Source organism: Sulfobacillus harzensis, from assembly GCF_012933365.1.
Lineage (GTDB): Bacteria > Bacillota > Sulfobacillia > Sulfobacillales > Sulfobacillaceae > Sulfobacillus_B > Sulfobacillus_B harzensis.
In genome coordinates this window covers 65,134-91,277 of record NZ_JABBVZ010000005.1, presented here as the reverse complement: position 1 = coordinate 91,277, position 26,144 = coordinate 65,134, and the positions used below count along the sequence as shown (strand labels likewise).

23 protein-coding genes, 6 tRNA genes and 1 other RNA gene are annotated in these 26,144 nt (G+C 57.4%); 25 read left to right on the top strand and 5 right to left on the bottom strand.

What is annotated here, in order from left to right; genetic code table 11:
- The 13 genes from HIJ39_RS02775 to HIJ39_RS02715 all read left to right on the top strand — a co-directional run.
- Window positions 1–365 (top strand): MFS transporter (locus tag HIJ39_RS02775; RefSeq protein ID WP_169096455.1); only part of this gene is annotated, 365 nt, incomplete at its 5' end.
- A gap of 105 nt (window positions 366–470) precedes the next feature.
- The gene (gene secG / locus HIJ39_RS02770) at window positions 471–707 is read left to right on the top strand and encodes a preprotein translocase subunit SecG (protein WP_169096453.1); all 237 of its coding nucleotides are present in this window, start codon (window positions 471–473) and stop codon (window positions 705–707) included.
- Window positions 708–796: 89 nt separating this feature from the next.
- Window positions 797–2,947, top strand: a complete 2,151-nt coding sequence (gene rnr, locus HIJ39_RS02765) for a ribonuclease R (RefSeq protein WP_243239294.1) — start codon at window positions 797–799, stop codon at window positions 2,945–2,947.
- Window positions 2,948–2,991: 44 nt separating this feature from the next.
- Window positions 2,992–3,384, top strand: a complete 393-nt coding sequence (locus tag HIJ39_RS02760; RefSeq protein WP_169096451.1) for a hypothetical protein — start codon at window positions 2,992–2,994, stop codon at window positions 3,382–3,384.
- 261 nt (window positions 3,385–3,645) lie between these two features.
- The gene (gene smpB / locus HIJ39_RS02755; protein ID WP_169096449.1) at window positions 3,646–4,110 is read left to right on the top strand and encodes an SsrA-binding protein SmpB; all 465 of its coding nucleotides are present in this window, start codon (window positions 3,646–3,648) and stop codon (window positions 4,108–4,110) included.
- 3 nt (window positions 4,111–4,113) lie between these two features.
- Window positions 4,114–4,472: a transfer-messenger RNA gene (gene ssrA, locus HIJ39_RS02750) on the top strand.
- Between the two features lie 89 nt (window positions 4,473–4,561).
- A complete protein-coding gene (rph, locus tag HIJ39_RS02745) occupies window positions 4,562–5,299 on the top strand; it encodes a ribonuclease PH (RefSeq protein ID WP_169096447.1) in 738 nt (245 codons plus the stop codon).
- Entirely contained in the window at window positions 5,289–5,882 is a 594-nt protein-coding gene (gene rdgB, locus HIJ39_RS02740; RefSeq protein WP_243239293.1) for an RdgB/HAM1 family non-canonical purine NTP pyrophosphatase, read from the top strand. The genes rph and rdgB overlap by 11 nt, the downstream gene beginning before the upstream one ends.
- A gap of 57 nt (window positions 5,883–5,939) precedes the next feature.
- Window positions 5,940–6,659, top strand: a complete 720-nt coding sequence (locus HIJ39_RS02735) for a COG4280 domain-containing protein (protein ID WP_169096443.1) — start codon at window positions 5,940–5,942, stop codon at window positions 6,657–6,659.
- Window positions 6,656–6,835, top strand: a complete 180-nt coding sequence (locus HIJ39_RS02730) for a hypothetical protein (protein ID WP_169096441.1) — start codon at window positions 6,656–6,658, stop codon at window positions 6,833–6,835. The genes HIJ39_RS02735 and HIJ39_RS02730 overlap by 4 nt, the downstream gene beginning before the upstream one ends.
- 36 nt (window positions 6,836–6,871) lie before the next feature.
- A tRNA-Pro gene (locus HIJ39_RS02725) sits at window positions 6,872–6,948 on the top strand.
- 12 nt (window positions 6,949–6,960) lie between these two features.
- Window positions 6,961–7,036 (top strand) — tRNA-Arg (locus HIJ39_RS02720).
- A 282-nt stretch (window positions 7,037–7,318) separates the two neighbouring features.
- A complete protein-coding gene (locus tag HIJ39_RS02715) occupies window positions 7,319–7,522 on the top strand; it encodes a hypothetical protein (RefSeq protein ID WP_169096292.1) in 204 nt (67 codons plus the stop codon).
- A 569-nt stretch (window positions 7,523–8,091) separates the two neighbouring features.
- On the opposite strand, the gene HIJ39_RS02710 is transcribed toward HIJ39_RS02715, so the two are convergent.
- A complete protein-coding gene (locus tag HIJ39_RS02710) occupies window positions 8,092–8,709 on the bottom strand; it encodes a flavin reductase family protein (RefSeq protein ID WP_169096439.1) in 618 nt (205 codons plus the stop codon).
- A 110-nt stretch (window positions 8,710–8,819) separates the two neighbouring features.
- Here HIJ39_RS02710 and HIJ39_RS02705 point away from each other — a divergent pair, with 110 nt between their 5' ends.
- Window positions 8,820–9,503 (top strand): ArsR/SmtB family transcription factor, encoded by a 684-nt coding sequence (locus HIJ39_RS02705; RefSeq protein ID WP_169096437.1) that lies wholly within the window; start codon window positions 8,820–8,822, stop codon window positions 9,501–9,503.
- Between the two features lie 205 nt (window positions 9,504–9,708).
- Here the strand turns inward: HIJ39_RS02705 and HIJ39_RS02700 are convergent, their stop codons facing one another.
- From HIJ39_RS02700 to HIJ39_RS02690, 3 genes are all read right to left on the bottom strand, one after another.
- Entirely contained in the window at window positions 9,709–10,908 is a 1,200-nt protein-coding gene (locus tag HIJ39_RS02700; protein ID WP_169096435.1) for an MFS transporter, read from the bottom strand.
- 422 nt (window positions 10,909–11,330) lie between these two features.
- Complete coding sequence (cydB, locus tag HIJ39_RS02695; protein WP_169096433.1) at window positions 11,331–12,344, bottom strand: cytochrome d ubiquinol oxidase subunit II; 1,014 nt, start codon at window positions 12,342–12,344, stop codon at window positions 11,331–11,333.
- Between the two features lie 16 nt (window positions 12,345–12,360).
- Window positions 12,361–13,758 carry a cytochrome ubiquinol oxidase subunit I gene (locus HIJ39_RS02690; protein WP_169096431.1) on the bottom strand — a complete coding sequence of 466 codons (1,398 nt, stop codon included), beginning with the start codon at window positions 13,756–13,758 and terminating at the stop codon, window positions 12,361–12,363.
- A gap of 295 nt (window positions 13,759–14,053) precedes the next feature.
- Here HIJ39_RS02690 and cydD point away from each other — a divergent pair, with 295 nt between their 5' ends.
- From cydD to clpX, 9 genes are all read left to right on the top strand, one after another.
- Entirely contained in the window at window positions 14,054–15,817 is a 1,764-nt protein-coding gene (gene cydD / locus HIJ39_RS02685) for a thiol reductant ABC exporter subunit CydD (RefSeq protein ID WP_169096429.1), read from the top strand.
- Complete coding sequence (gene cydC, locus HIJ39_RS02680) at window positions 15,780–17,504, top strand: thiol reductant ABC exporter subunit CydC (protein ID WP_169096427.1); 1,725 nt, start codon at window positions 15,780–15,782, stop codon at window positions 17,502–17,504. Before cydD ends, cydC begins: the two co-directional genes overlap by 38 nt.
- Before the next feature lie 275 nt (window positions 17,505–17,779).
- A tRNA-His gene (locus tag HIJ39_RS02675) sits at window positions 17,780–17,856 on the top strand.
- Between the two features lie 35 nt (window positions 17,857–17,891).
- Window positions 17,892–17,967 (top strand) — tRNA-Arg (locus HIJ39_RS02670).
- A 1-nt stretch (window position 17,968) separates the two neighbouring features.
- Window positions 17,969–18,053, top strand: a tRNA-Leu gene (locus HIJ39_RS02665).
- Window positions 18,054–18,055: 2 nt separating this feature from the next.
- Window positions 18,056–18,130, top strand: a tRNA-Gly gene (locus HIJ39_RS02660).
- 103 nt (window positions 18,131–18,233) lie between these two features.
- Entirely contained in the window at window positions 18,234–19,538 is a 1,305-nt protein-coding gene (gene tig, locus HIJ39_RS02655) for a trigger factor (protein ID WP_169096425.1), read from the top strand.
- Window positions 19,539–19,566: 28 nt separating this feature from the next.
- On the top strand, window positions 19,567–20,181 hold the full coding sequence (locus HIJ39_RS02650) for an ATP-dependent Clp protease proteolytic subunit (protein ID WP_169096423.1): 615 nt from the start codon (window positions 19,567–19,569) through the stop codon (window positions 20,179–20,181).
- A 49-nt stretch (window positions 20,182–20,230) separates the two neighbouring features.
- A complete protein-coding gene (gene clpX / locus HIJ39_RS02645; protein ID WP_169096421.1) occupies window positions 20,231–21,511 on the top strand; it encodes an ATP-dependent Clp protease ATP-binding subunit ClpX in 1,281 nt (426 codons plus the stop codon).
- A gap of 57 nt (window positions 21,512–21,568) precedes the next feature.
- On the opposite strand, the gene HIJ39_RS02640 is transcribed toward clpX, so the two are convergent.
- Entirely contained in the window at window positions 21,569–22,420 is an 852-nt protein-coding gene (locus HIJ39_RS02640) for a sulfotransferase family protein (RefSeq protein ID WP_169096419.1), read from the bottom strand.
- A gap of 143 nt (window positions 22,421–22,563) precedes the next feature.
- Here HIJ39_RS02640 and cysC point away from each other — a divergent pair, with 143 nt between their 5' ends.
- Window positions 22,564–24,246 carry an adenylyl-sulfate kinase gene (gene cysC / locus HIJ39_RS02635; RefSeq protein ID WP_169096417.1) on the top strand — a complete coding sequence of 561 codons (1,683 nt, stop codon included), beginning with the start codon at window positions 22,564–22,566 and terminating at the stop codon, window positions 24,244–24,246.
- 192 nt (window positions 24,247–24,438) lie between these two features.
- On the top strand, window positions 24,439–26,124 hold the full coding sequence (lonB, locus tag HIJ39_RS02630; RefSeq protein ID WP_169096415.1) for an ATP-dependent protease LonB: 1,686 nt from the start codon (window positions 24,439–24,441) through the stop codon (window positions 26,122–26,124).
- The last annotated feature ends 20 nt before the right edge of the window (window positions 26,125–26,144 follow it).

Sequence of the window (26,144 nt, the reverse complement as noted above, 5' to 3'; positions counted from 1 at the left end):
CGAAAACGGCGTCGTGTATTCATAAGTTTTTATTTCGCCATCCGGGTCGCGAAGTCCTTTTTGCGCCGGATGTTCGGGACTATTCACACAAGCTGCTAGGGGCTTGGGGAACCACCTATGCCTATACCACCGAGCAATACCCCACCATGGCTCGTGGAACCGGTGCCGGTTGGGCCATGGGCATTGGCCGGATTGGCGGCATCGTCGGGCCCACAGTCGTGGGGGCGCTGCTGGCCAGCCACGACACGGTTTCGTCGGTTTTCTGGATGTTCACGATCGTGTTGATCGTGGTCGCGGTCGCGGTGGCGTGGCTTGGACGGGAAACCCGCGGCCGCACCATGGCGGATATTGAAATGGGGCAGTAGTGCCTTTTGATCGGGGCTTCGGGTTTCCCGAGGCCCTTTTTTTCGGAAAGAAATGTGGGATATGGTATAATCAAGCGACATGAACGACGAAGGGCTGGGATTTTTTTGAGGACCGCACTCATCATTGGTGAGGTTGTATTTGGATTAGCCTTGATGGCCGCCATATTGCTGCAAACAGGGTATACTCCAGGCATGGCGGGCGGCGCGTTTGGGGGAGGCGTCCCGCAATCTGGCGGCTACGGCGTGAAAAAGCAGGGCGTGGACGATTTGTTGGCCCGGATTACGGTCATTCTTGGAGTCGTATTTGCGGTTCTGACTCTGCTGTTGGCGCGGTTCTGGTAAGACGCGCCGGTGCAACGGAGAAAAGGCCTCTAGTCACCCCGTCCGGGCTTGACTGGGGGTTTTTGTTATTTTTTGTAAGGAGCGACGGATTGGCAAAACAGCGACGAACGATACCGGAGAATTTTCACGAAAAGATTTTTGCGCTTTTATACAATCGGGATGCAATGCCGGAGGCGCAGGTTGCGTCGCGCTTGGCCGGCTCAAAGGCCCCGACAAAGGCGCTGTATCGATCCTTGTCGGAGTTGCGGCGCGACGGCTGGCTAGTGCGGGACTTTGAGGGGCGATTGACGGTCAGTACCCGGGTGGGGGCTTTGCGGGTTAATCCCCGCGGCTTTGGATTTGTCGTGAGCGCGGATTATCCAGGCGATGATGTTTTCGTTCCGCAGCGCCATTTGCTCAGCGCCGCGCATGAGGATCGGGTGTTGGTTTGGGTGCGCCGCGTAGCGCAAAGTCCCGGACCGGAGGGGCGCATCATGGACGTCGTGGAACGTGCGCACACGCATGTGGTCGGCCGTTTGGACCATGCCGGCCGAAGCGGCGGGTGGCGGGTCATTCCCCGCGACATGCGTCAGCCGCTGGTGTGGGTGAGCCGACCGCGGGACAAAAACTGGCATTCGGGGTTGATTGTGACCTGCCGCATCACAGATTGGCCGCTCGATCCCAAGCGACCGGTTCGCGGCGAGGTGGAGGAAATATTGGGTGAGGCCGATGCACCGGGCGTGGATATTCGCGCCTTGATGGTGGACAGGCATTTAAGCCCACGGTTCCCCCCGGAGGTGGAGCGGGAGGCGGCCCTGCTGCCCGGGGAAGTGCGCGAGGCGGACATGGTGGGTCGCGCGGATCTCAGGTCCCGGTTCATCGTCACCATTGACGGCAGCGACGCCAAGGATTTGGATGACGCGATTTCGGTGGAACGTGTCGGCGATGGCTACCGGGTGGGGGTGCACATCGCGGATGTCAGCTATTATGTGCGCGAGGGATCCGCCCTCGATTTGGAGGCCCGCCGACGGGGAACCAGCGTCTATTTGGTGGATCGCGTGATTCCCATGCTGCCGGAACGGTTATCCAACGGGATCGCCAGTTTGAACCCGGCCATTCCGCGCTTGACGGTGACGGCCTGGATGGACCTCGACAGTCGGGGGCGGCGCACTGGGGCGCGCTTTACGCGATCGGTCATCCAGACCCGGCATCGGCTCACGTACGATTTTGTGAATCAGGTGCTGGCGGGAACAGAGAAAGCGGACGAGGACTTAACCCAATTTCTCCACCTGGCGGAAGAAGTCCGCCAGCACCTCAAGGCCATTCGGGTGCAACGCGGCGCCGTGGATTTCGATTTGCCGGAAGCCAAGGTGGTGTTGAACGCGGCCGGCCACCCCGTGGATATTGTGCCGCGATCCCGTGGACTGGCCGAATCCATCATCGAGGAATTGATGCTGTTGGCCAATGAGGCGGTGGCTGGCGAGTTAATCCGCTACCAATTGCCGGGGTTGTTCCGGGTTCACGATGAGCCAGGCGACGACAAAATGGACCAATTTCGGGAGTTGATTGGCGCGCTTGGGTACCGGCTGCCCAACCCGGTCACGCCGAAATCTCTGCAAAGCTTGTTGAACGAGGTGAAGGGGCGGCCGGAGGAACGGGTGATCAATTCGGCGCTCTTGCGGTCCATGAAACAGGCCCGATACGGGCCGGTCAACACAGGCCACTTTGGATTGGCCTCAGAGGAGTACACGCACTTTACCTCGCCTATTCGCCGCTATCCGGACTTATGGGTGCACCGGGTCCTGACCCAATACTTGGGACAGGGGCTGACTTCCGAGGATCGTGAGCGCCTCGAGCTGATTGTGGCCGAGGTGGGCGAATCCAGTTCAGCCCGGGAACGGGAAGCCATGGAAGCGGAGCGGGATTCCGTCCAAATGAAGGAAGCCGAGTACATGCGCGATCACTTGGGCGAAGAGTACCATGGGGTCATTTCAGGCGTGGCCAACTTCGGTATTTTTGTGGAACTGCCCAATCTCGTGGAGGGGCTGGTGCGTTTGGAGGATCTGCCCGCCGACCACTGGTCCTTCGACCCCATCCACTACCGGCTCACTGGGGATCGCACGGGACGGGTGTTTCAATTGGGACAAGAAGTCGATGTGGTAGTGGCGGCCGTGGACGTACCGCTCCGGCGCATTGATTTTCAGTTGAAGCTGCCCGCCGCCCCGCCCCAAAAGAAGAAACGTGCCCGCCGACGCCGGTAACCTCTCTTGGCGGGGTGGCGTTACCCTTGTAGGGGATGATGGAGATGATGGTACACAATAACGTTGAGCCGTCGCCAGGTTCGATGACGCTGGCGTTGCAATTCGGCGTTAACCATCTCTATTTGGTAGGGCCGCGCCAAGCGCCGCTATGGATTCGGCGGCGCGGACTCTTTGAGCGCCGGGCCACGGTGGTGTTCCACCGTGTGGACGGAGCCCCGGGACACTGGTGGACCGCCCAGCATGGCTCCGATGTGGTGATCTTAGGCCAGGGCGTCCGTCCCGCCTTGATATTGGAGAAGGAAGGCGGCCAATGGCTGGGGTTGTTGCCCGCCGGACGCCATTCCACCCGCGTAAAGGTGCCTGATGCCAGCCCGGTTACAGTACGGCCGGTCACGACGGTGAATCCGGACCGTCGCTCCACTTTAAGAGCCGATTGAGCCAATCGCGGTCAATAGCTGTCTCGCCGTTTTGCATGACCTGAACGGGCGACCAATCTTCGGGCAAATGAATATTGAGGGTCTCCCCCAGGAGTTCTGAGGGCCCTTCGGGAGTATCGGGACGAGTGATTCTCCACCAAATGACGCGCATCGTACTCACCTCCTTACCGAAATATGTAGGGCAAGCGAGGTTTAGAAGACGGGCGCGTTGATATTTTGCTTAAAGCATGCGAGAATGGCGCTTGGATTGGGGGGAGAAGGATGGCGCGCGAGGAAAAGCCGATTGCCGAGAACCGCAAAGCCCGGCATGATTACTTCATTGATGAGGTCGTGGAGGCCGGCATTGCGTTGACCGGTACGGAGGTAAAGTCGATGCGGCTCGGACGGGTGAATCTTCGCGATTCCTTCGCTCGGGTGGTTAATGGGGAAGTGTTTTTGATTAATTGCCACGTGGCTCCGTATGACAAAGGGAATCGGTGGAACCATGATCCTTACCGGGACCGCAAGCTGTTGCTGCACAAAAAAGAAATTCGCGAACTGCAAGCGAAAGTCAAGCAGGACGGCATGACGCTGGTGCCGTTGAAACTCTACTTTGACAAACATGGGCGCGCAAAGTTATCATTAGCTGTTGCTAGAGGAAAGAAGCAGTACGACAAGCGGCACACCATTCATGAGCGCGAGGCGATGCGCCACATCGAGCGAGTCATGAAGGAGCGCACCCGGTAATTTGGGGGCGAACTAGATTCGACGGGGATGAACGGGGTGCCAGACAGCGAGCCGAGCTCTGTGACTCGTAAAACCGCAGGAAACAATAACTGCCAACGAATCTAACGATTCTTTCGAATACGCTTTAGCTGCTTAATTCAGCTAACGTGGCCGGACTCAGCGCCTGTCCTCATTTCGGTCACGTAAAATAGGCAGGATACCGCTTCAGCCGCCCGACTGAAGTTGGGAATCTAAGGGCTGGGCTTATCGCCGCCGCGCTTCGGACGGTGGTGGTCGGCGAGATCAATTCCGAAGCTACGCTCGTAGAAATCTGGTATAACGTGTCTTCGGACGGGACGGGCAGCACGTCCCCGCCTCCACCAAAATTTTGACTCCCGACGACGCGTTGGGAGTTTTTTTATGAGAACTTGTGTCCTGTCGTGGCACACTAGAGCTTGAAGGAGGCGTTTGGGTGAGACCGGATGGCCGCGAGCGAGACCAACTGCGATCCGTACGGCTTGAACTGGGCTATAGCCGTTGGGCCGAAGGATCGTGTCTGATTGAGGCGGGGAACACACGCGTTCTGGTGACCGCCACCGTGGAGGACAAGGTTCCGCCTTTTGTGCGGGGAACGGGTCAAGGATGGATTCAGGCTGAATACGCCATGCTGCCGCGGGCGACCCATGAGCGGACCCACCGCGAGTCGGTGCGGGGACGCCAGCAGGGGCGAAGCGTCGAGATTCAGCGCCTCATTGGCCGTTCTCTCAGAGCATCGTTATATCTCGAGCGTCTTGGGGAAAAGAGCATCATTCTGGACTGTGACGTGCTCCAAGCCGACGGCGGAACTCGCACCGCAGCCATTACCGCAGGCTTTATGGCGCTTTGGCAAGCGTTAGATGTCATCAACCAAAAAGCGCGTTTTGAAAAGCCGCCCATTCGTGGACAGGTCGCGGCGGTGAGTGTGGGCCTAAAGAATGGGCAGGTGCTGTTGGATTTGTCCTACGAGGAAGATGTCGACATTGATGTCGACTTCAATTTGGTGCGGCTGTCCTCCGGGGAGTGGGTGGAGATTCAGGGCACGGGCGAGCACCGGTCTTTTTCCAACCAGCAGTTGAGCCAGGTGCTGGCTTTAGGAGCCGACGGCTTGGACACCCTGAACCGTCTGCAACGCGATGCCTTCCCGAAAGGGGCGGGGCTCATTGAGCGCTGAGGTAATTCTGGCAACGCATAATCCCGGTAAACTTCGGGAGTTTCAAGAGCTGTTGCGGCAGGCGCCTTTTGTCATCCGGGCGCTCGAGACTCAAGAGGAAATCATTGAGGAAACCGGCTCCACCTATCTCGAGAACGCCCGCTTAAAAGCACATTACGTGGCTCGCACCTACGGGCTTCCAGCTTTGGCCGACGATTCGGGTGTGGAGGTGGATGCCCTCGGAGGGCTGCCCGGCATCCATTCAGCCCGCTTTGTTTCGGACGTGCCGTGGATTAACTCACGAGAAATACTGGTACGACTGATGGCGGTTCCGCGTTCGGAGCGCACCGCCCGCATGCGTGCCGTTGTGGTGTTGGCCTGGCCGGACGGCCGCGATGTCTGGGCTGAAGGCGTGGTGGAAGGCGAAATCGTAGGTTGGCCCCGGGGCCAAGAAGGATTTGGCATCGATCCAATTTTTACAGCCGATGGCATCCGGACGCTGGCAGAAATTCCGCAATCGGTTAAAAACCGCATTTCGCATCGATATCTGGCTACGCGAGCGCTCATCGAAAAGATCGATTCCCACGAGTTGTGGCGCCGCTAATCCCTAGGGTAAGATGAACTTAGACTAATCGATCGAAATTTTTTAGGGGGCTTGGGGATGAATTGGTATGTCCTGATAGCCGCCCTGTTGGCGTCCTCCGTCGAATTTGTAGAGGCCCTAACCATCGTGTTGGCGGTAGGCACCGTGGAAGGTTACCGCCCCGCCTTGAGGGGCACCCTATTGGCGGTTGCGGCCCTGGCCGTCTTGACCGCGGTCCTCGGCATTGGGGTTCTTCGTTACGTACCCATCAATGTTCTTCGCGGCGTCATCGGGGTTTTGCTGCTATTATTCGGTATTAAATGGTTGAGGAAGGCAATTTTGCGCTTTTCGGGCCGAAAGGCGCTGCATGACGAATCGCAAGCCTTTGAAAAGGAAGTCGGCAAGCTTCGTCAAAGCCAAGGCAATGCGTTTGCCGCTCAGGCCACCGCCTTCAATGGGGTGTTCCTGGAAGGCTTGGAAGTGGTGGTGATCGTCCTCACCATGGGCTCTGCCGCGCGTGCCTATCCCAGCGCTATTTTAGGCGCTGCCGTCGGCTTGGTTATCGTCTTGGCGGCCGGTCTTGTGCTTAAGGCACCGCTTTCCAAGGTGCCGGAAAACGTGATGAAGTTCGTGGTCGGGACTATGCTGACCAGCTTCGGCAGCTTCTGGGCGGGCAAGTCACTGGGCGTCGTCTGGCCAGGGCAAGACCTTAGCATTCTGCTGCTTATCGCTGGGTACCTGGCCGCATCCTGGCTCATTATCTCCTCGTTGAAGAAGCGAGGTGTCGCGACATCATGAAATGGCTCAAAGAGATCTACGATTTGTTTGTTGACGATCCCAAACTCGCGATTTTGGCTTTGGCGGCTTTGGCCATCGGGCTTATTATCGCCAAGGCGGGCGCCAGAAGCGTCGCGGGGCTGGTCATCTTTTTGATCGTGGCGGGTTCGCTTTGGTACAGCACCCGGAGTGATTGACCGTAATGGAGCGCGTTGGTATACTTAAGATCCGGACGGGGCGTAGCGCAGCTTGGTAGCGCACTTGCTTTGGGAGCAAGGGGTCGGGGGTTCGAATCCCTCCGCCCCGACCAGATTTTCGCCGCGTCCCCGTAGCTCAGTGGATAGAGCGCGGGACTTCTAATCCCGGCGTCGCAGGTTCGAATCCTGCCGGGGACACCATCTCAAAACCGTTAACCCGCAAGCGATTGCGGGACTTGTGTTTTGCGCTCTTGCTTTCGGGCTCGCGACTTCATCGGAGCCCGGCGGTTTGATGACGTTCTCGTTGGGCGCTGATTTTAGTTCATCCCGAGGTGTGCTGGAAATACGGGACCGAAGTACATGTAAGGCGCAACCCCAGAGTGGAACGACAACTTGTTGACGCGGACCGCAAACGAGTCGCCGAGCCTCGAACCCTGACAAACCCTTAATCAGAAGTAAATCCGGCCATTCCAAAGGTAAGCTGTGGCGGTTGTTGATATACTGGAACGGGTGGTTGAAATGGTCAGGAACCTGTCGGTCGTGTTCTTCACCGCGCTGTTAATCGCCGTGATCGTGACTGTCGATTTGCTTTTTTTTCGGCATCACATCTGGGAACGGCTCATCGTGAACATCGGTATTGTGTTGGTGTTTGCGGCCGTCTATTTGAGATTTCTCAAGAAACCGTGAGCTCAGCGGCCGCCAGCATTAACCGTGAACGGTACATTCCCGCCACGGCTTTCAACCCGATCCTCTCGCCGAGGTAACCAGCATCACCCTGCCTACCAGGACATTGCATTCTATCGTAGCGCATTTCACCAGGCGATGGTACCGTTCGCCCACGATAGTTTTGGCGCTATTCCGGGGGCTGCATTCCGTGTTGCCCTCGCGTTCACCAAATAGGGTCTGAGTCTGACTCCATTGTGCCGATCGCAACGGAGAAGCTGTGTTAAACATCCGTGCCATGGCCAGTCCTCGGACTTCTTCGTTCACGGCCCAATGACTTGAGGCTGACACTAATCAACGCGAGGAACCACGGTATCTCGGGGGCGTATGGCCCTCAGGCTCTACGATACCATTAGGCTACCGCGGAAGGCGTCGTCATTTCCGAGAGCACAGATATCACCCAAGGGCGAGGGCCTTATTCCTTCGCCCTGGCTATTATGACGAGGTGGGACCGACCGAGGGTTCGGCCTGGATCCCGCGGAGGGTGCCACACTTCCGAAAGGGCAGCGCGTGCCGATCCCATCGGATGGCTCTTAGAACTCCGCTCTAAACGTTTTGCCGAGATGTGCGCCCAACCCAAAGTAGTGGCGGAAGTTGTAGATGAGCGGGCTCCAAACCGTGGGGTCGATATGCGAGTCGTCGCGCACGATGTCCTCATGGGCATGGACTGTGATCGCCTCCACCTCGATAATGCCAAAACGGGTCCCCTCACCCGACATCCGCAGGTCGACAAGCTGGGCCTCGACTTGCAGCGGGCATTCGACAATGCGGCACGGGCGCACGTGATGCGATGGTGCCGCCGTTAAACCGGCGATTCCAAACTTGTCTTTTTCGTGATGGAACACGCTTTTCTTAAAATCCGGGACCGGATTGGCTCCGGTGAACGGCGCTAGCGCCTCCACGCGCTCCCATAGGTCCGGACCCGGGACGTTCACGACACACTCGCCACGCTGGCGCAGATTGGCCAACCCGTGGCCCCCTTCGCCGAGGCCCAAGACGATGCGGTTCCCCAACGCCCAAGCCGACGACATGGGGGTGATGTTGCTGGTGTCGTCTCTGTTGAGTGTGGTGAGCAATACCACGGGGGTACCGAAGTACAATATTTTAGGATGTACAATCCGCGTTGGCATCGAGGCCATAAACCGTTTCATTGACCGTTCCTCCCGGGGCTCTTCTGTTCCTCGGTTATTGTAATGCGGTAACTATTCGACTACTATCGAAGTATGAGTGTTGTGCACGAATGGAAAGGTGGAGGCATGAGATGATGGTACCGAATCTGGCAGAAGTCGCGTCCTTGATTGGTGACGAATCGCGGGCAGCCATGTTGCTGTGTTTGCTAGGCGGCAAAGCGTTGCCGGCCGCCGAACTAGCCCGTGCCGCGAGGGTAACGCCCCAGACCGCGAGTTCCCATTTAGCCAAACTCGAGGCCGGGGGCCTGGTGGTGCATGAATCCTACGGTCGGCATCGATATTATCGTTTGTCCAATGCTGAAGTCGGATTGGCGCTCGAATCCCTGAACGCGGTTGCCGCTCCGAAGCCGATTCGGTCCCTGCGCGAATCCGATCAGGCTCGTGCGCTGCGCTACGCGAGGACCTGCTACGATCACTTAGCGGGAAAGGTCGGGGTCGCATTAACCGACCGAATGTTGGAGTCGGGCCTCATTCAGGAAGACGGGCGTGACTTTGTAGTCCCAACCGACGGAATACGTTGGTTTCGCGAATTTGGCCTGGATTTCGATGCCCTTAGACGAGGACGACGCCACTTTGCTCGGCAATGCTTGGACTGGAGTGAACGTCGGCACCATTTGGCTGGGGCGCTCGGAGCGGCGATGGCGAACCGGCTCGTGGAATTGAACTGGGTCAAGCGGATTCCTCAGGGACGAGCGGTAGTCGTCACCGAAATAGGACGGACGGGTCTTGAACGGGAACTACGGCTGACGTTTTAATGCTGTGTCGTCCCGAACCGTGTGACGGGACATTTTGACCGATAGTACGCAATCGGGGACAACGGCCCTCGACCCGTGACTTGCGCGGTAAACGGGAATGCCAAGGCAGACCATAAAGGCGGCAACAAAAATCGCTTGCCCTCCAACTACCGAAACTCCGAATGAATTCAACCCAAGCCCAAGCCACGCCACTGCAGGACAACACTCACCCGACGCGGGCAGTCTGGTGTGCCGTCCATACGGGAGCCAAAGCCAAGGTGACCAGCGCTGCACTCGTACCCGCCAGGATCATCCAATGGATCGGTAGCACGGCTAGAAGAGCACCACCCAGACCATACGCGGCAGTTTGCACGGCACTCGTCACCCCAAATCCCTCCGCTTGCTGCCCCGCCGGGACTGCGTGGCCGACGCCGAAGGAGGCCCGTGCAAGTAACGGGACCGCGGCGGCTCCCATAACGCCTAAGGAAGCCGCCCCGAGCCACCAATTGGGTGAGAATGCCAGCCCGAGGCAACCAATGGTCATGGTCGCGAGAAGCCTGAGAGGGCCGGACGGTGTCGGGGAGTGTGGTCGCCGTGCGTAGAATAGGTTCACGACAATGCCGGAGGCCGACAGGATGGCCAGTGCCGTCGACGCTCCCCATGTCCCCAGGTGGAGGGCGCGGGCCCAGGGCAGGGCGCCGGTTTCGACGGTGCCGAACAGTTGTCCGAATCCCGCATACAGGGCGATCCAAAACCACAACTCCCGGATTCGGAGGAGCGGGATTCGGGATGGGGCCTGTGGGGTCGTGCGGGTTGTGGTAGGCGAATGAGGATCCCCGGCCGATATCGGGAGCGTAAGGAGCACTGCCGCACCGGCCGCCGTCGTGGCGGCCATGGCCAGCGCCACGGCGATGGCCGACGAGAGCGCCATCACGGCCACGATCAGTGGTGCACACAATACCGCAAATTCTGAGACCGTGGCGTTCAGCGTGAGCGCGTCCTGCAGGGCAGGTTTCGGTACGACGTCATCGAGGAGAGCACGCAGCCCTGGGGAACGTGGGGATGACAGGAAGCCGGCGAGGCCGGCCCCAGAAATTAGAGACCAACCCGGCGCTCGCAGGGCTGCCATGAGGGCTAAAGCGATAAACATGGCCGTAAGCGCCAGCGAGAAGGCGAGAACGCCCCGGCGTGCGCCCACGCGGTCGACCCAACGGCTCAACAACGGAGCACCCACCGCTATCCCCCCAACCTCCGCGGTGACCATCAGACCCCCGACGCTCCGCGAAGCCACCGTTACCCCGATTAAGACGAATCCGAGCGGCGCCATGAATCCGGGGAGTCGGAATAGGATGGAGGCGAGAGACCAGGTCCGATATGCGGGATTGCGGAACAATTGCGGCACGCTCCGGGGATTACTGGTTGGCATCCACCACTCTCTCCTTCATAGCACGTCGGATGTTACGAGGTCTTCTGGCCGTTATCATTCACGGAGACTATGGCCAATTCCTGCTGCAGACTCGTTCTCTGCCGCAACTTTGGGTGTGGTCCTCAAATGACCGGTATGCGATTGCACCAATGGCAAACTGGGCCCGGGAGCGTGATGGTATTGACTTTCCCCATAGAAATCCAGCCGATGAAGGCTGCGGGTGTAGACATCGTGTTTGTTGGGTTGTGCTTGCGGTATGCCAACTTGCGTGTCGTCCACCAGGTGTCCAACGGTTCCTGAGCCAATCAATAGCAAGCCAAAGGGATGCCCATATCACGCCGGTGAGTTTGAGAAGCTTGGGAAGGAATGAGGGCCGGTCGCGATGATAGCCGACCGGCCCTCATAGGACGAACGCCTGAATCCTAATAATGAAAGTTGTCCTTCAGGGAAATCCGACGACGAAATACCCAATAGCTCCAGAACTGATAGGCGAGCACAATCGGCAGCACCGTGACCGCAACGATGGTCATTACCTTAAGGCTATACGCATTAGACGCGGCGTTATAGATAGTTAGCGACCAGTGGGGATTCAGGCTGGAGATCATCACCCGCGGGAACAGCGCCAAAAATACGCTGATGGTGGACAGCACGATGGTGATCCCGCCCATGAAGAAAGCCCATGAACGATGGCGCAAGGGAAGCAAAAAGCGCACGGTCACCATACTCAGTCCGGCTATGATGGGAATGGGCCCCGGATCAATACCGAGTTTGTGAGCGAAGTTGGCGTAGAAGTAGCTCAAACCGATGAAGACGAAATAAAACACGGTGGCCCAAAGTCCGATCCGGTAGGCCAATTGGTGGGAGCGGAGCGATAACTCTTCGGGAGCCTTCAAATCGAGATACAACGCGCCGTGCAGCAAGAAGAGCAGCACCGCCGCCACCGCCCCAACCAGCGCATAGGGGTTGAACAGGGTTAAGAAGCCGCCCACATAATCCATGTGCTGGTTAATGGGAACGCCGTGCAGCAAATTGCCCATGGCCAGCCCCCAGACGATGGGGGGAATGGCACTGCCGATAGCAATCGCGATGTCCCAGCGATTGCGCCATTGAGGTCGGACGTCTCGGCTTCGAAACTCGATCCCAACCCCGCGAATAATGAGTCCCCCCAACAAAAGCGCCAAACCGAGATAAAATCCACTAAAGAGTGTGGCGTACCAATTGGGGAAGGCGGCGAATAAAGCCCCACCCGCGGTTATGAGCCAGACCTGGTTTCCATCCCAAATCGGGCCGATTGTCGCCAAGACCGCCCGGCGTTCGGTATCGGTCTGGCCGATAAAGGGCAGGAGCATACCCACGCCGTAGTCGAACCCTTCTAGGAACAGATACCCGACAAACAATACCGCGATTAGGACAAACCATAACGTTGGCAATGACACGGCCAATTACCCCCCGTCAAAATTCGAACAGCTTCGGTTCATGATTCTCTACGGCGGACGAATGTTCCGACTCGGGCGCGTCGGGTCCCAGACGGATAAAACGGAGCAGCAAGCGCACCTCCATGACGCCCATAATCGCGTAGAGTATCGTGAAGCCAATTAGTGTGATGGCGACATCGGTTGTCGACACGGTCGGCGAAACCCCGTTAATCGTCTTTTGCAGCCCAAACACAATCCATGGTTGGCGGCCGACCTCGGTCATGACCCATCCCATGATATTCGCGAGCAGGGGAAGACCAATCGCCCATGGCATCAGTCTCAGGAATCGTGGACGATCGAGAAGCCGCTTGCGATAAATCAGCACCAGACCCCAAATCGCAATGATCGCCATGAGGAAGGCGAAGAGAATCATCAACCGGAAGCTCCAATACGTGGCCAACACCGGCGGCACATAATTTCCTGGTCCGTAACGGTGCACATACAGCGATTGGAGTTCCGCGATGCCGGGTATTCGGCCGGTCAACCGGTTGTAGGCGAGAATCGACAACATGGACGGTATGGAAATCTTAAACCAGGTGTGATGCGTGACGGGATTGAATAAGGAGATGATGCTCCAAGACGCATGAAGTTTGCTGGTGTGCCATAGGGCTTCCGAGGCGGCCATCTTCATGGGCTGAGCCATAATTAGGTGCTGGGCCTGGTCATGCCCGATTGCGATGGCTACCACGCTGCCCGCCGCCGCCACGATCATCGCGATCCGAAAGGGCGCCATAAACCAGTCGCGGTACTGCTTTTTGACCAACAGAAAGTATGCGCTGATACCCGCCACAAAGAAAGCGCCGGTAGTTAATGCGCCCGCCTCGACATGCGGAAACTCTACCCACAGCTGAGGATTCCCCAGCAGCGCGAAGAAGTTGGTCATCTCGGCGTGGCCGTTGACAATTTTGTAGCCCACCGGTTCCTGCATGAAGGAGTTGGCGGTCAAAATCCAAAACGCGGACAGGCTGGTGCCGATCGCGACAAGCCACATGGATAAGGTGTGCACCCGCGGCGATAGGCGATCCCAGCCGAAGATCCAGATGCCGATGAAGGTAGATTCCAAAAAGAACGCGGCCAGCGCTTCGACCGCCAGTGGAGCGCCGAAGACGTCGCCGACGAAGCGGGAGTAGTTTGACCAGTTCATACCGAACTGAAACTCCTGCAAAATACCGGTGACGACGCCAACGGCAAAGTTTATGAGAAACAGCCGCCCAAAGAAATCCAGGACTTTCTTGTCTTCGGGCTTGCGGGTCCGCCAATACCGGGTTTCTAAAATCGCGAGCATAAACGACAACCCGATGGTAATGGGGACGAAGATAAAGTGGTAGATGGTCATGGTCCCAAACTGAAGACGAGCCAGACCTTCTGCGGTCATGGTGTTCACTCCTTCACGGGCTCCACACGGCATAAAAAGCGAGCCGGGTGCCCGACTCAGCCAATTGATTTCATTCGCATTGTAAATTGTCGTGTGGACAAGGGTGACCGCCAAAGGTGGTGAAGTTGGGGGAACAAACGGTCCTATTTTCAGCGTCAATCGATCCTAAATTTTCTTAAGCGGGTGCCCAAAATGGGTGAAACCCCTGATGAAATAAGGCTTTTTCGGAGTAATGGCGCCTGCTTGACCAAAACCGTTTCCGCCTTAATGATTACCCAGACGGGAGATGGTAAGAATGGACGTCCGTTTATGGAGACAATTGAAATCGGGCAAAACGTTGGCGTTGGGACTCGGCGTCACCAGTCTCCTGATGGGCGTCCTAATTGTTCTGCAAGCCGGAGTCCTAAGCCGCATCGTGAGCCTCATTTATATAGACCATGACACCTTGGGACGCATTGAAACCTTGGCCCTGGTGCTCTTGGGAGTCATTGCGCTGCGGGCCATTACGACTGGCTTTCAGGAACACTGGGCCCTCAGAGGCGCGGCGGAGATACAGGGGGAGTTGCGAAAGCGATTTGTTGACACCCTGCTCAATCAGGGGCCAACCGACCAACGCCTGGAAAGTGGAGCCATGGTCACATTGGCCGTCCAGGGCATCGATGACTTGGAAGTGTTTCTGGCCCGGTATTTTCCGCAGATTATTGTGACCGCAGCGGTCCCGGCCGTAGTCTGGGGCGGTGTGATGCTGCATGACTGGGTATCCGGGGCCATCCTGTTGGTGACCTTGCCACTTATCCCGCTGTTTATGGTTTTGATTGGGCGCCAGGCGGAAAACCACTCCAAGCGCCAGATTTTTTTGTTGACGCGGCTCTCCGGACACTTTCTGGATGTCTTGCATGGTCTCGACACGCTAAAATTGTTCGGCCAGAGCAAGCGCCAGACCAAGACGGTTTACAATCACTCTGAGGCGTTTCGGGCCTCTACCATGGCCACATTAAGAATCGCCTTTCTATCCGGATTGGTGCTCGAACTGATTGCCTCCCTCAGCATGGCCTTCATCGCCGTGGCGGTTGGACTTCGCTTGATTCATAGCGACCTTTCGTTTCAAACAGCCTTCATGGTGCTGGTGCTGACGCCGGAATTCTATATTCCCTGGAGAAATCTCGGTGCCAAGTTCCACGACGGCTTAAAAGGTGCTGCGGCGGCCAAAGAGATTTTTGACTTGATGGATAGGCCGGTACAAGCCCTAACAGGGGGTTCTAGAATTCCCAAGGGCCAAGGGCCCTGGCCCCTGGCCTGGGAGGATGTGTCCTTTAGGTATCCTGGGCGGACAGTCGAAGCTTTGAGCCATCTATCCCTTCGACTCGAGCCAGGCGAGCATTTAGCCGTCGTCGGCCGGAGCGGCTCCGGGAAAACCACGTTTGTTGAACTGCTGCTCGGTCTCAGCCAGTTCACGGGGACCATCACCATCGATGGCATTCCGCTGACGGAACTGGACCTAGACTGGTGGCGGCGGAATGTCAGCTGGGTCACCCAACGGCCTTACCTCTTCGATGGCACCATTCGGGACAACCTTTTGGCGGTGGCGCCGCATGCGGTGTCCGACGATCTTCAGGACGCCTTGACCCAGTCAGGCGCATGGGGTTTTGTTCACGCGCTCCCCCAGGGCGTGGACACCAATATCGGGCAGGAGGGGTTGAGACTCAGCGGAGGCCAGCGGCAGCGGCTGGCGTTAGCGCGTGCATTCCTCAAGGATAGTCCGCTAATCGTTTTTGATGAACCGACCCAAAACTTGGACTTGGCAGCAGAATGGGCACTTCTGGGGGCGATGGAGCGTCTTGGCCGCGGGCGTTCGACGATTACCATCGCCCACCGTCTGGCCACGGTCGCAGAGTCCGATCGGATTCTCGTGCTTGATAAAGGACAGATGGCCCAATGGGGCGATGCCGTTGAACTTCGTCACATTGCTGGGCCATACCGCGCTCTTCTCGACGCCTATCAACGAAAGGAGCCCATACGCCATGAACGGGAATCTCATCCAGCTCATCAAGTCCTATAGATCGCTGCTCGTTCTGGCCTTCCTATTTGGAGCATTAACCGTGGGCATGAACCTCGGGCTGATGTCCACGTCCAGCTATCTCATTGCCAAAGCGGCCCAACATCCGGCGACTATTCTGCTGCTATGGACGGCCATTGTCGCTGTTCGCTTCTTCGGCACCGCCCGCGCCGGCTTTCGCTACCTCGACCGTTACTTCGCGCATGATGCGACGCTGAGATGGCTGCGGGACCTCAAGACGCGAATTTTTGCCGCTATCGAGCCAAAGACTTCTGATGAGTTGAAGGCCTATTCCTCAGGCGACCTGCTGTCGCGCGTCGGAAGCGATGTGGACAGCCTGCAAAATCTCTTGGTGGGCCTGTACGAACCGATTATCATTGCGGTTGTGGGCCTCTTCATGGTGTTTATCATCGGAGCCCTCATGAACTGGCATATCGCGCTTCTGTTGGTTCTGATGCTTCTCATCGCCGGTCTGGTGCTGTCTCACGCGGCAAGCCGGATGGCCCGTCTTTCTAGCCGCATGCTGGTGGATCTGCGGAGTGCGCTGGGCTCGGTCCTCATTCAAGTGCTGCACGGGATGACAGATATATGGGCTCTTGCGTTGACGGACAAAGCGCGTGCTGATGTAGGGGCGCTTCAAACACAGTTGACTGCGGCCAAACATCGTCTGGCCCGGACAAGCGGCCTTTTTAGTGGCTTGGCGTTATTCACATCGTTGGCCGGCATGTGGATTGTCCTGGTTGTCGCGGCGTCCGCTGTAACGCATCACGCGATGCGCCCGATAGTCCTGCCGGTGTTCGCGTTGCTGGCCTTGGCGAGTTTCGAAATCGTATCGGGCCTGCCGGCCGCCTTTCAGGACGCCTCAGGGCTCGCACGGGCCCAATCCCGGGTTAACACGCTTATCGCGCCATCTTCTGCCGCGTCATCCCCCGGCCGTGTTGACCGGCTTTCGACGGTGCCGCGTTTGTCCTTCGAGAATGTGACCGTCACGCTGGGAACGGAAGGGAAGCCTGTGCTGCGGCACATCCATTGGACCCTTGAACCCGGCGTGCATACTGCCTTAATCGGTCCGAACGGGTCGGGAAAAAGCACGCTTATGAATTTGACGGCAGGGCTGTTGTCGGCGCCCTCCGAGGGTGCGCTGACGCTTGACCGCACCGACTTTCGCGAGTGGGATCGGGACGCCTGGGCCAGCCATTTCGGCGTGGTCAACCAATTCCCGTACGTCTTTCATGCGACACTTCTTGACAATGTGCGGCTGGCGCGGCCCTCGGCATCACCTGAGGAGGTGAGTCAAGCCCTTCACATGGCGGGTATGGGCTCCGTGTTGGCCGCACTGCCCGATGGTCTTGACACCGTACTGGGTGAGCGGGGTGCGTCGTTGTCGGGCGGCGAGATTAAGCGGCTGGCCATGGCGCGCGTTTTTCTCAAAAACGCTCCCATCGTGCTGCTTGACGAGCCCACGGAGGGACTGGACCCGGTTGGTGAGCGAGAACTCATGGAGGCGGTGATGAGTTGGGCCCGGGAGCGCACGGTGCTATGGATTGCCCACAGCCTGACAAACCTCGATCTGGTTGATAATGCCGTCATTCTAGACGCCGGGGGTATTGTGGGACGAGGGACGGTTGAGCAAATGATGACGCACCCTATTGCAGAGGCCATTTTGCGTCTTGCGCCGCTGCCGAGTTGACGACCAAAGTTTACAGGACGGATTTCGTCAATTGTTTCGATCATTTGAACGCGGAAATGGGACGCGGCTGGCCACGCAACGGTACGTGATTAAAATAAGAGCAAGAAGCACTGCTTGGTGCTGACGGTGATAGCGTTCAAACTGGCGTGAGCCGAAACGATTGCCGGTTTTGATGAGGTCGGGGTTTGACGCGATGAGTAATCTCAGAGCGTTGCACAGAAGCTGTGATTATGGTATGATAAACTGCGTTCTGAGGAACAACAAAAACAAATATGGTGGATGTAGCTCAGTTGGTTAGAGCACCAGGTTGTGGCCCTGGGGGTCGGGGGTTCAAGTCCCCTCATTCACCCCAATTTTAGCCCGGGTAATACCGGGAGTTTTTTCTCTGCGCCCGTAGCTCAGTGGATAGAGTGACGGACTTCGAATCCGGAGGTCGTAGGTTCGAATCCTACCGGGCGCACCAGGCGAGGGTGATGGAATTGGCAGACATGCGAGACTTAGGATCTCGTGCCGCAAGGCGTAAGGGTTCAAATCCCTTCCCTCGCACCATTGCGGAAGTAGCTCAGCGGTAGAGCATCGCCTTGCCAAGGCGAGGGTCGCGGGTTCAAATCCCGTCTTCCGCTCCATTTTAACGAGGCAGCCCTCTGCCTCGGCTTTTCTTATTGAATGACTATCCCAGCATGCTATAATAGGTTGATTTTTCAAGGGCGTTAGAGGAGGAATTTTGCAGTGGATGTGGCGTTGGAACGGCTGCCTCGTGCGGTAGCCAAGGTGTCGGTAACCATTGATCCGGCCGATGTCAGCCAGGCGATGGACCGGGCCTTCAAAACCGTGGTGGGCCGGTATAACATCCCAGGGTTTCGTCGTGGGAAGGCTCCTCGGAAGATTTTCGAGCGGTATGTTGGCCGGGGTGTGCTGTTGCAGGAAGCGGCCCAACAACTCGTGGATCGCCATTATCGCGAGGCGTTGCAGGCGGCCGCGGTAGAACCGGTAGGCGAGCCCCGAATAAACATCGTGGCATTGGACGAGGACAAGCCGTTTCAATTTGATATTGAAGTGGAATCCAAGCCGGTGATTGAAATCGGATCCTTGGATGATTTGCTCAACGAGCCCCTGGTTGTGCCAGAACCAACCGATGAAGACTTGCAAAAGGAATTTGAGTCAGTGGCTATATCTCAAGCCCAATTGGTACCGGTGGAGGATGAACCGGCGGCTATGGGTGACCGGGTTGTCCTGAATTTAAAGGGATACCTGGAGGAAGGCGAAGAAGCGGATCAAACGGAGCCTTTCGTGGAAGACGAGACGTATGCCGTGGAGATCGGTTCCGGCATGGCGGTGGAGGGGTTGGAGACCCAATTGATTGGGTTAAAGCCTAATGAGCCCGCCACGCTTCATCTGACCTACCCGGAAAATCACCCTGACGTGGCCTTGAAGGGTAAGCCGGTACGGTTTGAAGTTACCATCACCGAACTCAAGCGCCCTGACGTTCCGCCTATTGATGAGGAATTGGCCAAGACGCTTGGATACGATAATGAGCAGGAGTTCCGTGACACAGTCGCGAATAGGCTTCGCGATCGGCTTCAGCAGCAGGCCAAGAATGATCGATTGGCTTCAATTTTGGGTAAGCTGAAGGAGCGCGTGTCCTTTGAACTCCCATCGGCGTTAGTGGAGCAAGCCATCCACAACCAAATGCATGAGCTAGACAACATGCTTCGACGGATGGGCGCTGACATCGAGGAGTATATTGAGAGTCGTCAAATCACCCTGGAGGATTTGCACGAGGAAATGCGGCCCCAGGCTGAAGAGCGGGTACGAGAGGAACTCTTGTTGGAAGCGGTGGCCCGGCAGCAGAACATTACCGTCGGCGACGAGGATGTCATCGAAAATATCCGGCCCATGGCGGAACTGTACCGGCAGCCGGTGGAGGAAATCGTTGAGATGTTTCGGTCCCGCGGCGACTTTGAAGCGTTACGGGAGAGTCTCCTCATCCAAAAAGCCAGCGACTATGTTTCGTCAACGGTGATTGAAGGCTGAGGGAGGGTCAATGGTGGAGGAGAGAATAATGAGCTATCTGGTTCCTATGGTGGTTGAGCAGACCAACCGCGGTGAGCGGTCGTACGACATTTACTCGCGCCTGTTAAAGGAGCGCATCATCTTTTTAGGGAATGCCATTGACGATGATGTGGCAAATCTGGTGGTAGCCCAATTGCTGTTTTTAGAGAGTGATGATCCGGACCGCGACATCAATCTCTACGTGAACTCCCCTGGAGGGTCCGTGACCGCCGGCATGGCGATCTATGACACCATGCAGCATATCAAGCCCGATGTCTCCACCATCTGCGTGGGGCTGGCGGCGAGCATGGGAGCCGTGTTGCTCGCGGGCGGCGCCGAAGGCAAGCGATTCGCTTTGCCGAATGCCCGGGTGATGATTCACGAGCCTTGGGTGGACCGGTTGGGTGGCAAAATCACTGATCTGGACATCCAGATGAAGGAGCTTATTCGTAACCGGGAAGCTTTGGCGGGTATCTTGGCCAAGCACAGCGGCCATTCGGTGGAGCAGATTATGAAGGAAACCGAACGCGACTATTGGATGACTGCTGAAGAGGCAAAAGCATATCATTTAGTGGATGAGGTGTTGACTCCGCGGGCCGGTCTTACCCCTTCAACGGAAGCGTAGCGGGGGATTGGACAAGAGGTAGTGTGCGAGCGGATAAGGGGGGCAGACCATGTTTAAGTTTACCGATGAGAAAGGTCAGTTGAAGTGTTCGTTCTGCGGCAAGTACCAGGACCAGGTAAAGCGGCTGATCGCAGGTCCCGGCGGCGTCTACATCTGCGACGAATGTGTTGAGCTCTGCTCCGAGATTATTGAGGAGGAGCTGAACGACGACGTCGAGTTCGAGCTCAAGGATATCCCCAAGCCGGCTGAAATCCGCTCCATTCTGGATCAGTACGTGGTAGGCCAAGACCGAGCCAAGAAAACCCTTTCCGTGGCAGTGTACAATCACTACAAGCGGATTAATTTGGGCAACAAAGTCGATGATGTGGAACTGCAAAAGTCCAACATTTTGATGCTGGGTCCTACCGGTTCCGGAAAGACGCTGTTGGCCCAGACGCTTGCTAAAATTTTGAATGTGCCCTTCGCTATCGCTGACGCGACCTCTCTCACTGAGGCCGGCTACGTTGGTGAAGATGTGGAGAATATTCTCCTTAAGCTCATTCAGGCTGCGGACTACGATGTGGAGAAGGCAGAAAAAGGCATTGTCTACATCGACGAGGTCGACAAGATTGCGCGGAAGTCGGAAAATCCGTCAATCACCCGGGATGTCTCCGGTGAAGGCGTGCAGCAGGCGCTCTTGAAGATTTTGGAAGGAACGGTGGCTTCGGTGCCACCTCAGGGTGGCCGCAAGCATCCGCATCAAGAGTTCATCCAGATTGATACGACCAATATTCTGTTCATTGTCGGTGGTGCCTTTGACGGCATCGACAAGCTCATCAAGAACCGGGTCGGCAAGAAGGGATTGGGCTTCAATGCGGAGATTCAGAGCAAAGAGGAGACCAATATCGGCGATGTGTTGGCCAAGATCATGCCGGACGACCTGCTCAAGTTCGGTTTGATTCCGGAGTTTGTCGGCCGTCTGCCGGTGATTGTCACTCTCGATGCGCTGGATGAGGAGGCGCTGGTGAAGATTCTGACCGAGCCCCGCAATGCCCTCATCAAGCAGTACCAGAAGATGCTGCAGATGGACAATGTGGAGCTGGAATTTAAGGATGACGCGGTCAGCGCCGTCGCCAGGGAAGCCATGCGCCGCAACACCGGGGCCCGGGCCCTCAGGGCCATCATTGAGGACATCATGCTGGACGTGATGTATGACATGCCGGGCCGGACCGACGTGGCCAAGTGCGTTATCACCCGCGAAGTGGTGGAAAACCACGACGAGCCGCTCTTAGTCACGGCACAGGGCAACAAAACCCGAAGTGGGAAGAAGCAAAAGGAAGAAACCGCTTAAGGCGGAACCAAAAGACCGCCGCCCTGGATGTGGGCGGCGGTCTTTTTTGTGCGCTCGCTATTCGAGCCAGTGGGACAAGTCCCGTCCTATGAGGGCGGCGGTCGCCTCAATATCTTTGCGGAAATAGTCTTGGAGCTCTGCCCGTGTTTCCGGCTGCATGCTTGGGCGTTCCAAGAGCGTCTCGTGAGCGGTGCCGCTCAGTGCGACAGCCAGCTTTTCCGGCAAGAAGCGCTTGACGGCGCGGCCCGCAGACTTGATAGCCCGAAACAGCGTCTCGTGCTGCGGCACACCGGAGGCGTTGGTCCGATGGTGCAAGTCGGGCACAAAGTCCGGATCTACGCCGATGTGCATGAAAATTTGGCGGAAAACCTCCTCCGGGTGCGACGCCAAGTCATCTTGCAATAGCCAGAGCACCTGTTCTTGAGGGAAGCGTTCGAGGTAGCGCTTGATCTGTTCGCTGTACAGTCCCACCGGCCGATAGAGGTGAAAGGGGATGGGGTCCTGGACACGGCGGGGTTCCGCCGCCAAAGCTTCCTCAAAGGTTTCCAGCGGTTCCGTTTTAAGGAACCGCTGGAAGGTGTATTGGGAAAAGGCTCGTTCCACCGGATTTCGGAGAATCGCGATGAGGCGAGCTTCGGGAATCAGCGCGCGAATGTTGTCGGCTGCTTGGGCACTATACAGGTAGAGTGTAGACGCTTCGCCCCGGGCTTCTTCTGGATGGGCCGCCTCGAAGAGCGCCTCATAATCGTTGAGGTCATATACGACGCTCGGCTGCGGATTGCCTTGATAGGCGAAGAACATGGGCTCCTTGAAATCACTCATGAAAACCTGGGGATGCTGGCGAAGGCCGTGATAAAGATGCGTGGTGCCGCTGCGCGGCGCCCCTAAAATCAAAAAAGTTGGCAGCAACGGTTGTACCCCCTCACTTCACTATACCGTTTTTAATTCGGGACTTCCTGAAAGCTGGCTTAAACTGAAGCTCCGGTTGTCGCATTACCGCACTAAATGCGATACGGTGAAAAGAGGATTTCTTTGAAGGGTGTGTAGACGACTTGAGTGAACATGTTTGGGTGTTGACGGCGGAACAACGGTGCGATTTGGATTTGCTGTTGGTGGGGGCGTTTGCTCCTCTGGATGGATTCTTAACGGCGGGAGATTACCGTGCCGTATTGGAACACATGCACTTGGAAAGCGGCGAGTTGTGGCCCGTTCCCGTGGTCTTGGATGTTCCGGAGTCGTTTGCCAAGGAGGTGCAGCCGGGTGACGACGTGATTTTATGCCGGGACGATGGCACGCCCCTGGCTGCCTTGTTGGCGGGAGATATTTATCCGGTCGATCTTGAGGAGGAAGCGCGCTTAGTTTATGGGACCACCAACCGCGCTCACGCCGGGGTGGCCGCTTTAATGCGAAGGCACCCATGGTACATCGGCGGACCGGTCAGAGCTCTGGATTTGGAACGATTGGAGCTGGCCCGCCAAGTCGACTTTCTGCCCCTCTATCGGAAGCCCCACGAGCTTATCAAGCGATTTCAACGGCTGGGGAAGCCGGTGGTGGCCTTTCATACCCGAAATGCCATGCACGGCGGCCACTATGCCTTGACCAAGGCCGCTCAGGACAAAGTGGGCGGCCACCTGCTGCTGCACCCAACCACAGGGCCTACCAAGCCGGGCGATTTGCCGGCCGCGGTGCGCCTTCGGGCTATCTGGTCCTTAACCCAAAGCTATCCGGACAATCCCGACGGTACCCCGTCGGTGACGCTGGCTACACTGCCGCTGGCCATGCGCATGGCGGGTCCCCGGGAGGCGGTATGGCATGCCCTCATCCGGCAAAATTTTGGCGTGGACTATTTCATTGTTGGACGAGCTCCAGCGGACCCAGGAAAAAACCCTGACCGCCCGGACGGCTTTTGGTATCCGCCATTCCAGGCCCAGGAACTGTTGAGTGAGTTGGCACCTGAAATGCGTATTCAACCCTTGGTGTTTCCCGAATATGCGTGGGATGAAACGCGCCGAGCCTATCTTCCGGTGACGGGCCCAGACGCCGGAATGAAGCAACTGTCCGGGACCCGCGTCCGTCAGATGCTGGCCGAGCGCAAGGATCTTCCCGAGTGGTATGCACCGTCAGCCGTCCGGGAGGTCTTGCATCAGTCCTATGGCCGCAACCGCGGAGCGGCTATCTTCTTGACGGGCTTGCCGGCTCCCGGAAAATCTACCTTGGCCAAGGCTCTCTATCACGTGTTGACGCTGCGCAATGAGCGGCCCGTTACGCTCTTGGACGGGGATGTAATTCGCCGCCATCTTTCCAAGGGTCTCGGCTTCAGCCCTGAGGATCGTTTGGAGAATATGGAACGGGTGGGCTTTGTGTCCAGTCTGGTGGTGCGAAACGGTGGCCTGGTGGTGATTGCCATGGTGGCTCCGATGGAGGAAGGGCGCGCGCGCATTCGCGCTCAAGTGGAGCCGTACGGCGAATTTTTAGAGGTCTATGTGGCGACCCCGCTGATTGAGTGCGAGCGGCGCGATCCCAAAGGCCTGTATCGGCGGGCGCGGTCCGGTGATATCAACGATATGACCGGCATTCAAGCACCCTATGAGGTGCCGCCCAACCCTGACTTAACCATTGTCTCGGGGGCACAGCCGTTTTACGACGATTTGGCGGCGCTGTTGGGCTTTTTAGAGCAGCGTGGGATTGTCGATCCGGTGGAGTCGGAACTTTTGGCAGCGGTGGCCCGAGAGTAAGACGAAATAACGAGCAAGGGAGACCGGCTGTGGCCGGTCTCCTTTTTTTGGCCTCAGCAAAGTTGGGCATAATTGGTATAGAGCATGAGCACCATGATTTGGCGCTTTAGCCGGACGGAATTTGGCCACACTAGTTTAGGCAAAGGATGACATCCTGGCGACTACTCTCTTGACTGGAAAGGAGGGCGTGCGGTGAATTTTCAAAGCATCGTGACCTTCGTCCAATTCTTTTTGATTGTGGTGATTGGGCTTTACTTCTGGAACGCTCTAAAGTCCCAGCAAGGGGCCAAAGTGGCGGTCGAACGCGAGTCTAAAAAGGAGATCGACAAGCTTCGGCGGATGCGCGCGATCCACTTAAGCGAGCCGCTCTCGGAAAAGACGCGCCCGGCATCGTTTGAGGAGATTGTTGGCCAAGCCGACGGCATTCGCGCGCTCAAGGCCGCGCTCTGTGGGCCCAACCCGCAACATGTCATTATCTATGGTCCTCCGGGGGTGGGGAAGACGGCAGCGGCCCGCCTGGTGCTGGAAGAGGCGAAAAAGATGGGCTGGTCTCCCTTTCGCTCTGACGCCAAATTCATTGAATTGGACGCGACCACCGCCCGGTTTGACGAGCGCGGCATTGCCGACCCGCTGATTGGGTCGGTCCATGACCCCATCTACCAAGGTGCCGGTCCCATGGGAATGGCCGGAATTCCCCAACCTAAGCCAGGAGCCGTGACCAAAGCTCATGGAGGCATTCTCTTCATCGATGAGATTGGCGAACTGCATCCTATCCAGATGAATAAGCTCTTAAAGGTGTTGGAGGATCGCAAGGTCTTTTTGGAGTCGGCGTATTACAATTCCGAGGACCAAAATATCCCCTTGCACATTCAGGATATCTTTGAAAATGGCTTACCGGCGGATTTTCGTCTCGTGGGAGCGACTACCCGCCAGCCCCAAGAGATACCGCCGGCCATTCGGTCGCGCTGTCTCGAGATTTACTTCCGAGCGCTGTTGCCCGATGAGGTGCATGTCATCGCCGAAAATGCGGCCAAACGGATGGGCGTGGAGATCGAGCCGGGCGCCTTGGATGTGGTGCAGCATTACGCGACCAATGGGCGTGAGGCCGTCAACATGATCCAAATCGCCGCCGGGGTGTCCATGACCGAAGGACGCAAAGGCATTACTCAGGGTGATGTGGAATGGGTCGTGCAATCCGGGCAGTACAATCCCCGACCGGAAAAGAAGGTGGCCGACAAGCCGCACGTGGGCATGGTGAACGGTTTGGCCGTCTATGGGCCCAATCTTGGCACGGTGCTGGAGGTAGAAGCGGTTGCCCATGCGGTGGAAGCTGGAAAAGGCAAAATCTTTGTCACCGGTGTGGTGGACGAAGAAGAGATGGGCAATGCCGGCCGGACGATTCGCCGCAAGTCCATGGCCCGCAGCTCGGTAGAAAATGTGCTCACGGTGCTGCAGAATGTGATGAAGCTCAAAACTGCGGACTACGATCTGCATATCAATTTTCCCGGCGGGGTGCCCCTGGATGGCCCATCGGCGGGCGTGGCCATTGCGACCGCGCTATACTCGGCCATTACCCAAAATCCAGTCGACAACCGATTGGCAATGACCGGCGAGCTCTCCATCCGTGGGCAGGTGCGTCCCATCGGCGGCGTTGTCGCCAAGGTGGAGGCAGCCCAACAGGCTGGATGCAAGCGGGTGATCATCCCGCGCGAAAATTGGCAGGAAGTGTTCAAGTCCATGGCTATCGAGGTGTTGGCTGTTGACTCGCTGCAAGAGGTCATCGAACGGGCCGTGGTGGTTCCGGAAGAGGAGAAGTCGTCCGGACAGGCGGTGCTGGATGCCGATCTTCTTACGGCCAGTCCCCAAACCTCGGGTTAGGTTGGGCGGAAAAGGGGGTG

What these genes read in the sequence shown, in the direction of transcription:
- HIJ39_RS02690 (WP_169096431.1), bottom strand. Translation starts at nt 13,758, where the DNA reads ATGACCGCAGAAGGTCTGGCTCGTCTTCAGTTTGGGACCATGACCATC.
- HIJ39_RS02730 (WP_169096441.1), top strand. Translation starts at nt 6,656, where the DNA reads ATGAAATGGCTCAAAGAGATCTACGATTTGTTTGTTGACGATCCCAAA.
- smpB (WP_169096449.1), top strand. Translation starts at nt 3,646, where the DNA reads ATGGCGCGCGAGGAAAAGCCGATTGCCGAGAACCGCAAAGCCCGGCAT.
- HIJ39_RS02760 (WP_169096451.1), top strand. Translation starts at nt 2,992, where the DNA reads ATGATGGTACACAATAACGTTGAGCCGTCGCCAGGTTCGATGACGCTG.
- clpX (WP_169096421.1), top strand. Translation starts at nt 20,231, where the DNA reads ATGTTTAAGTTTACCGATGAGAAAGGTCAGTTGAAGTGTTCGTTCTGC.
- HIJ39_RS02700 (WP_169096435.1), bottom strand. Translation starts at nt 10,908, where the DNA reads ATGCCAACCAGTAATCCCCGGAGCGTGCCGCAATTGTTCCGCAATCCC.
- HIJ39_RS02735 (WP_169096443.1), top strand. Translation starts at nt 5,940, where the DNA reads ATGAATTGGTATGTCCTGATAGCCGCCCTGTTGGCGTCCTCCGTCGAA.
- HIJ39_RS02710 (WP_169096439.1), bottom strand. Translation starts at nt 8,709, where the DNA reads ATGAAACGGTTTATGGCCTCGATGCCAACGCGGATTGTACATCCTAAA.
- cydC (WP_169096427.1), top strand. Translation starts at nt 15,780, where the DNA reads ATGAACGGGAATCTCATCCAGCTCATCAAGTCCTATAGATCGCTGCTC.
- HIJ39_RS02705 (WP_169096437.1), top strand. Translation starts at nt 8,820, where the DNA reads ATGATGGTACCGAATCTGGCAGAAGTCGCGTCCTTGATTGGTGACGAA.
- cydD (WP_169096429.1), top strand. Translation starts at nt 14,054, where the DNA reads ATGGACGTCCGTTTATGGAGACAATTGAAATCGGGCAAAACGTTGGCG.
- HIJ39_RS02650 (WP_169096423.1), top strand. Translation starts at nt 19,567, where the DNA reads ATGAGCTATCTGGTTCCTATGGTGGTTGAGCAGACCAACCGCGGTGAG.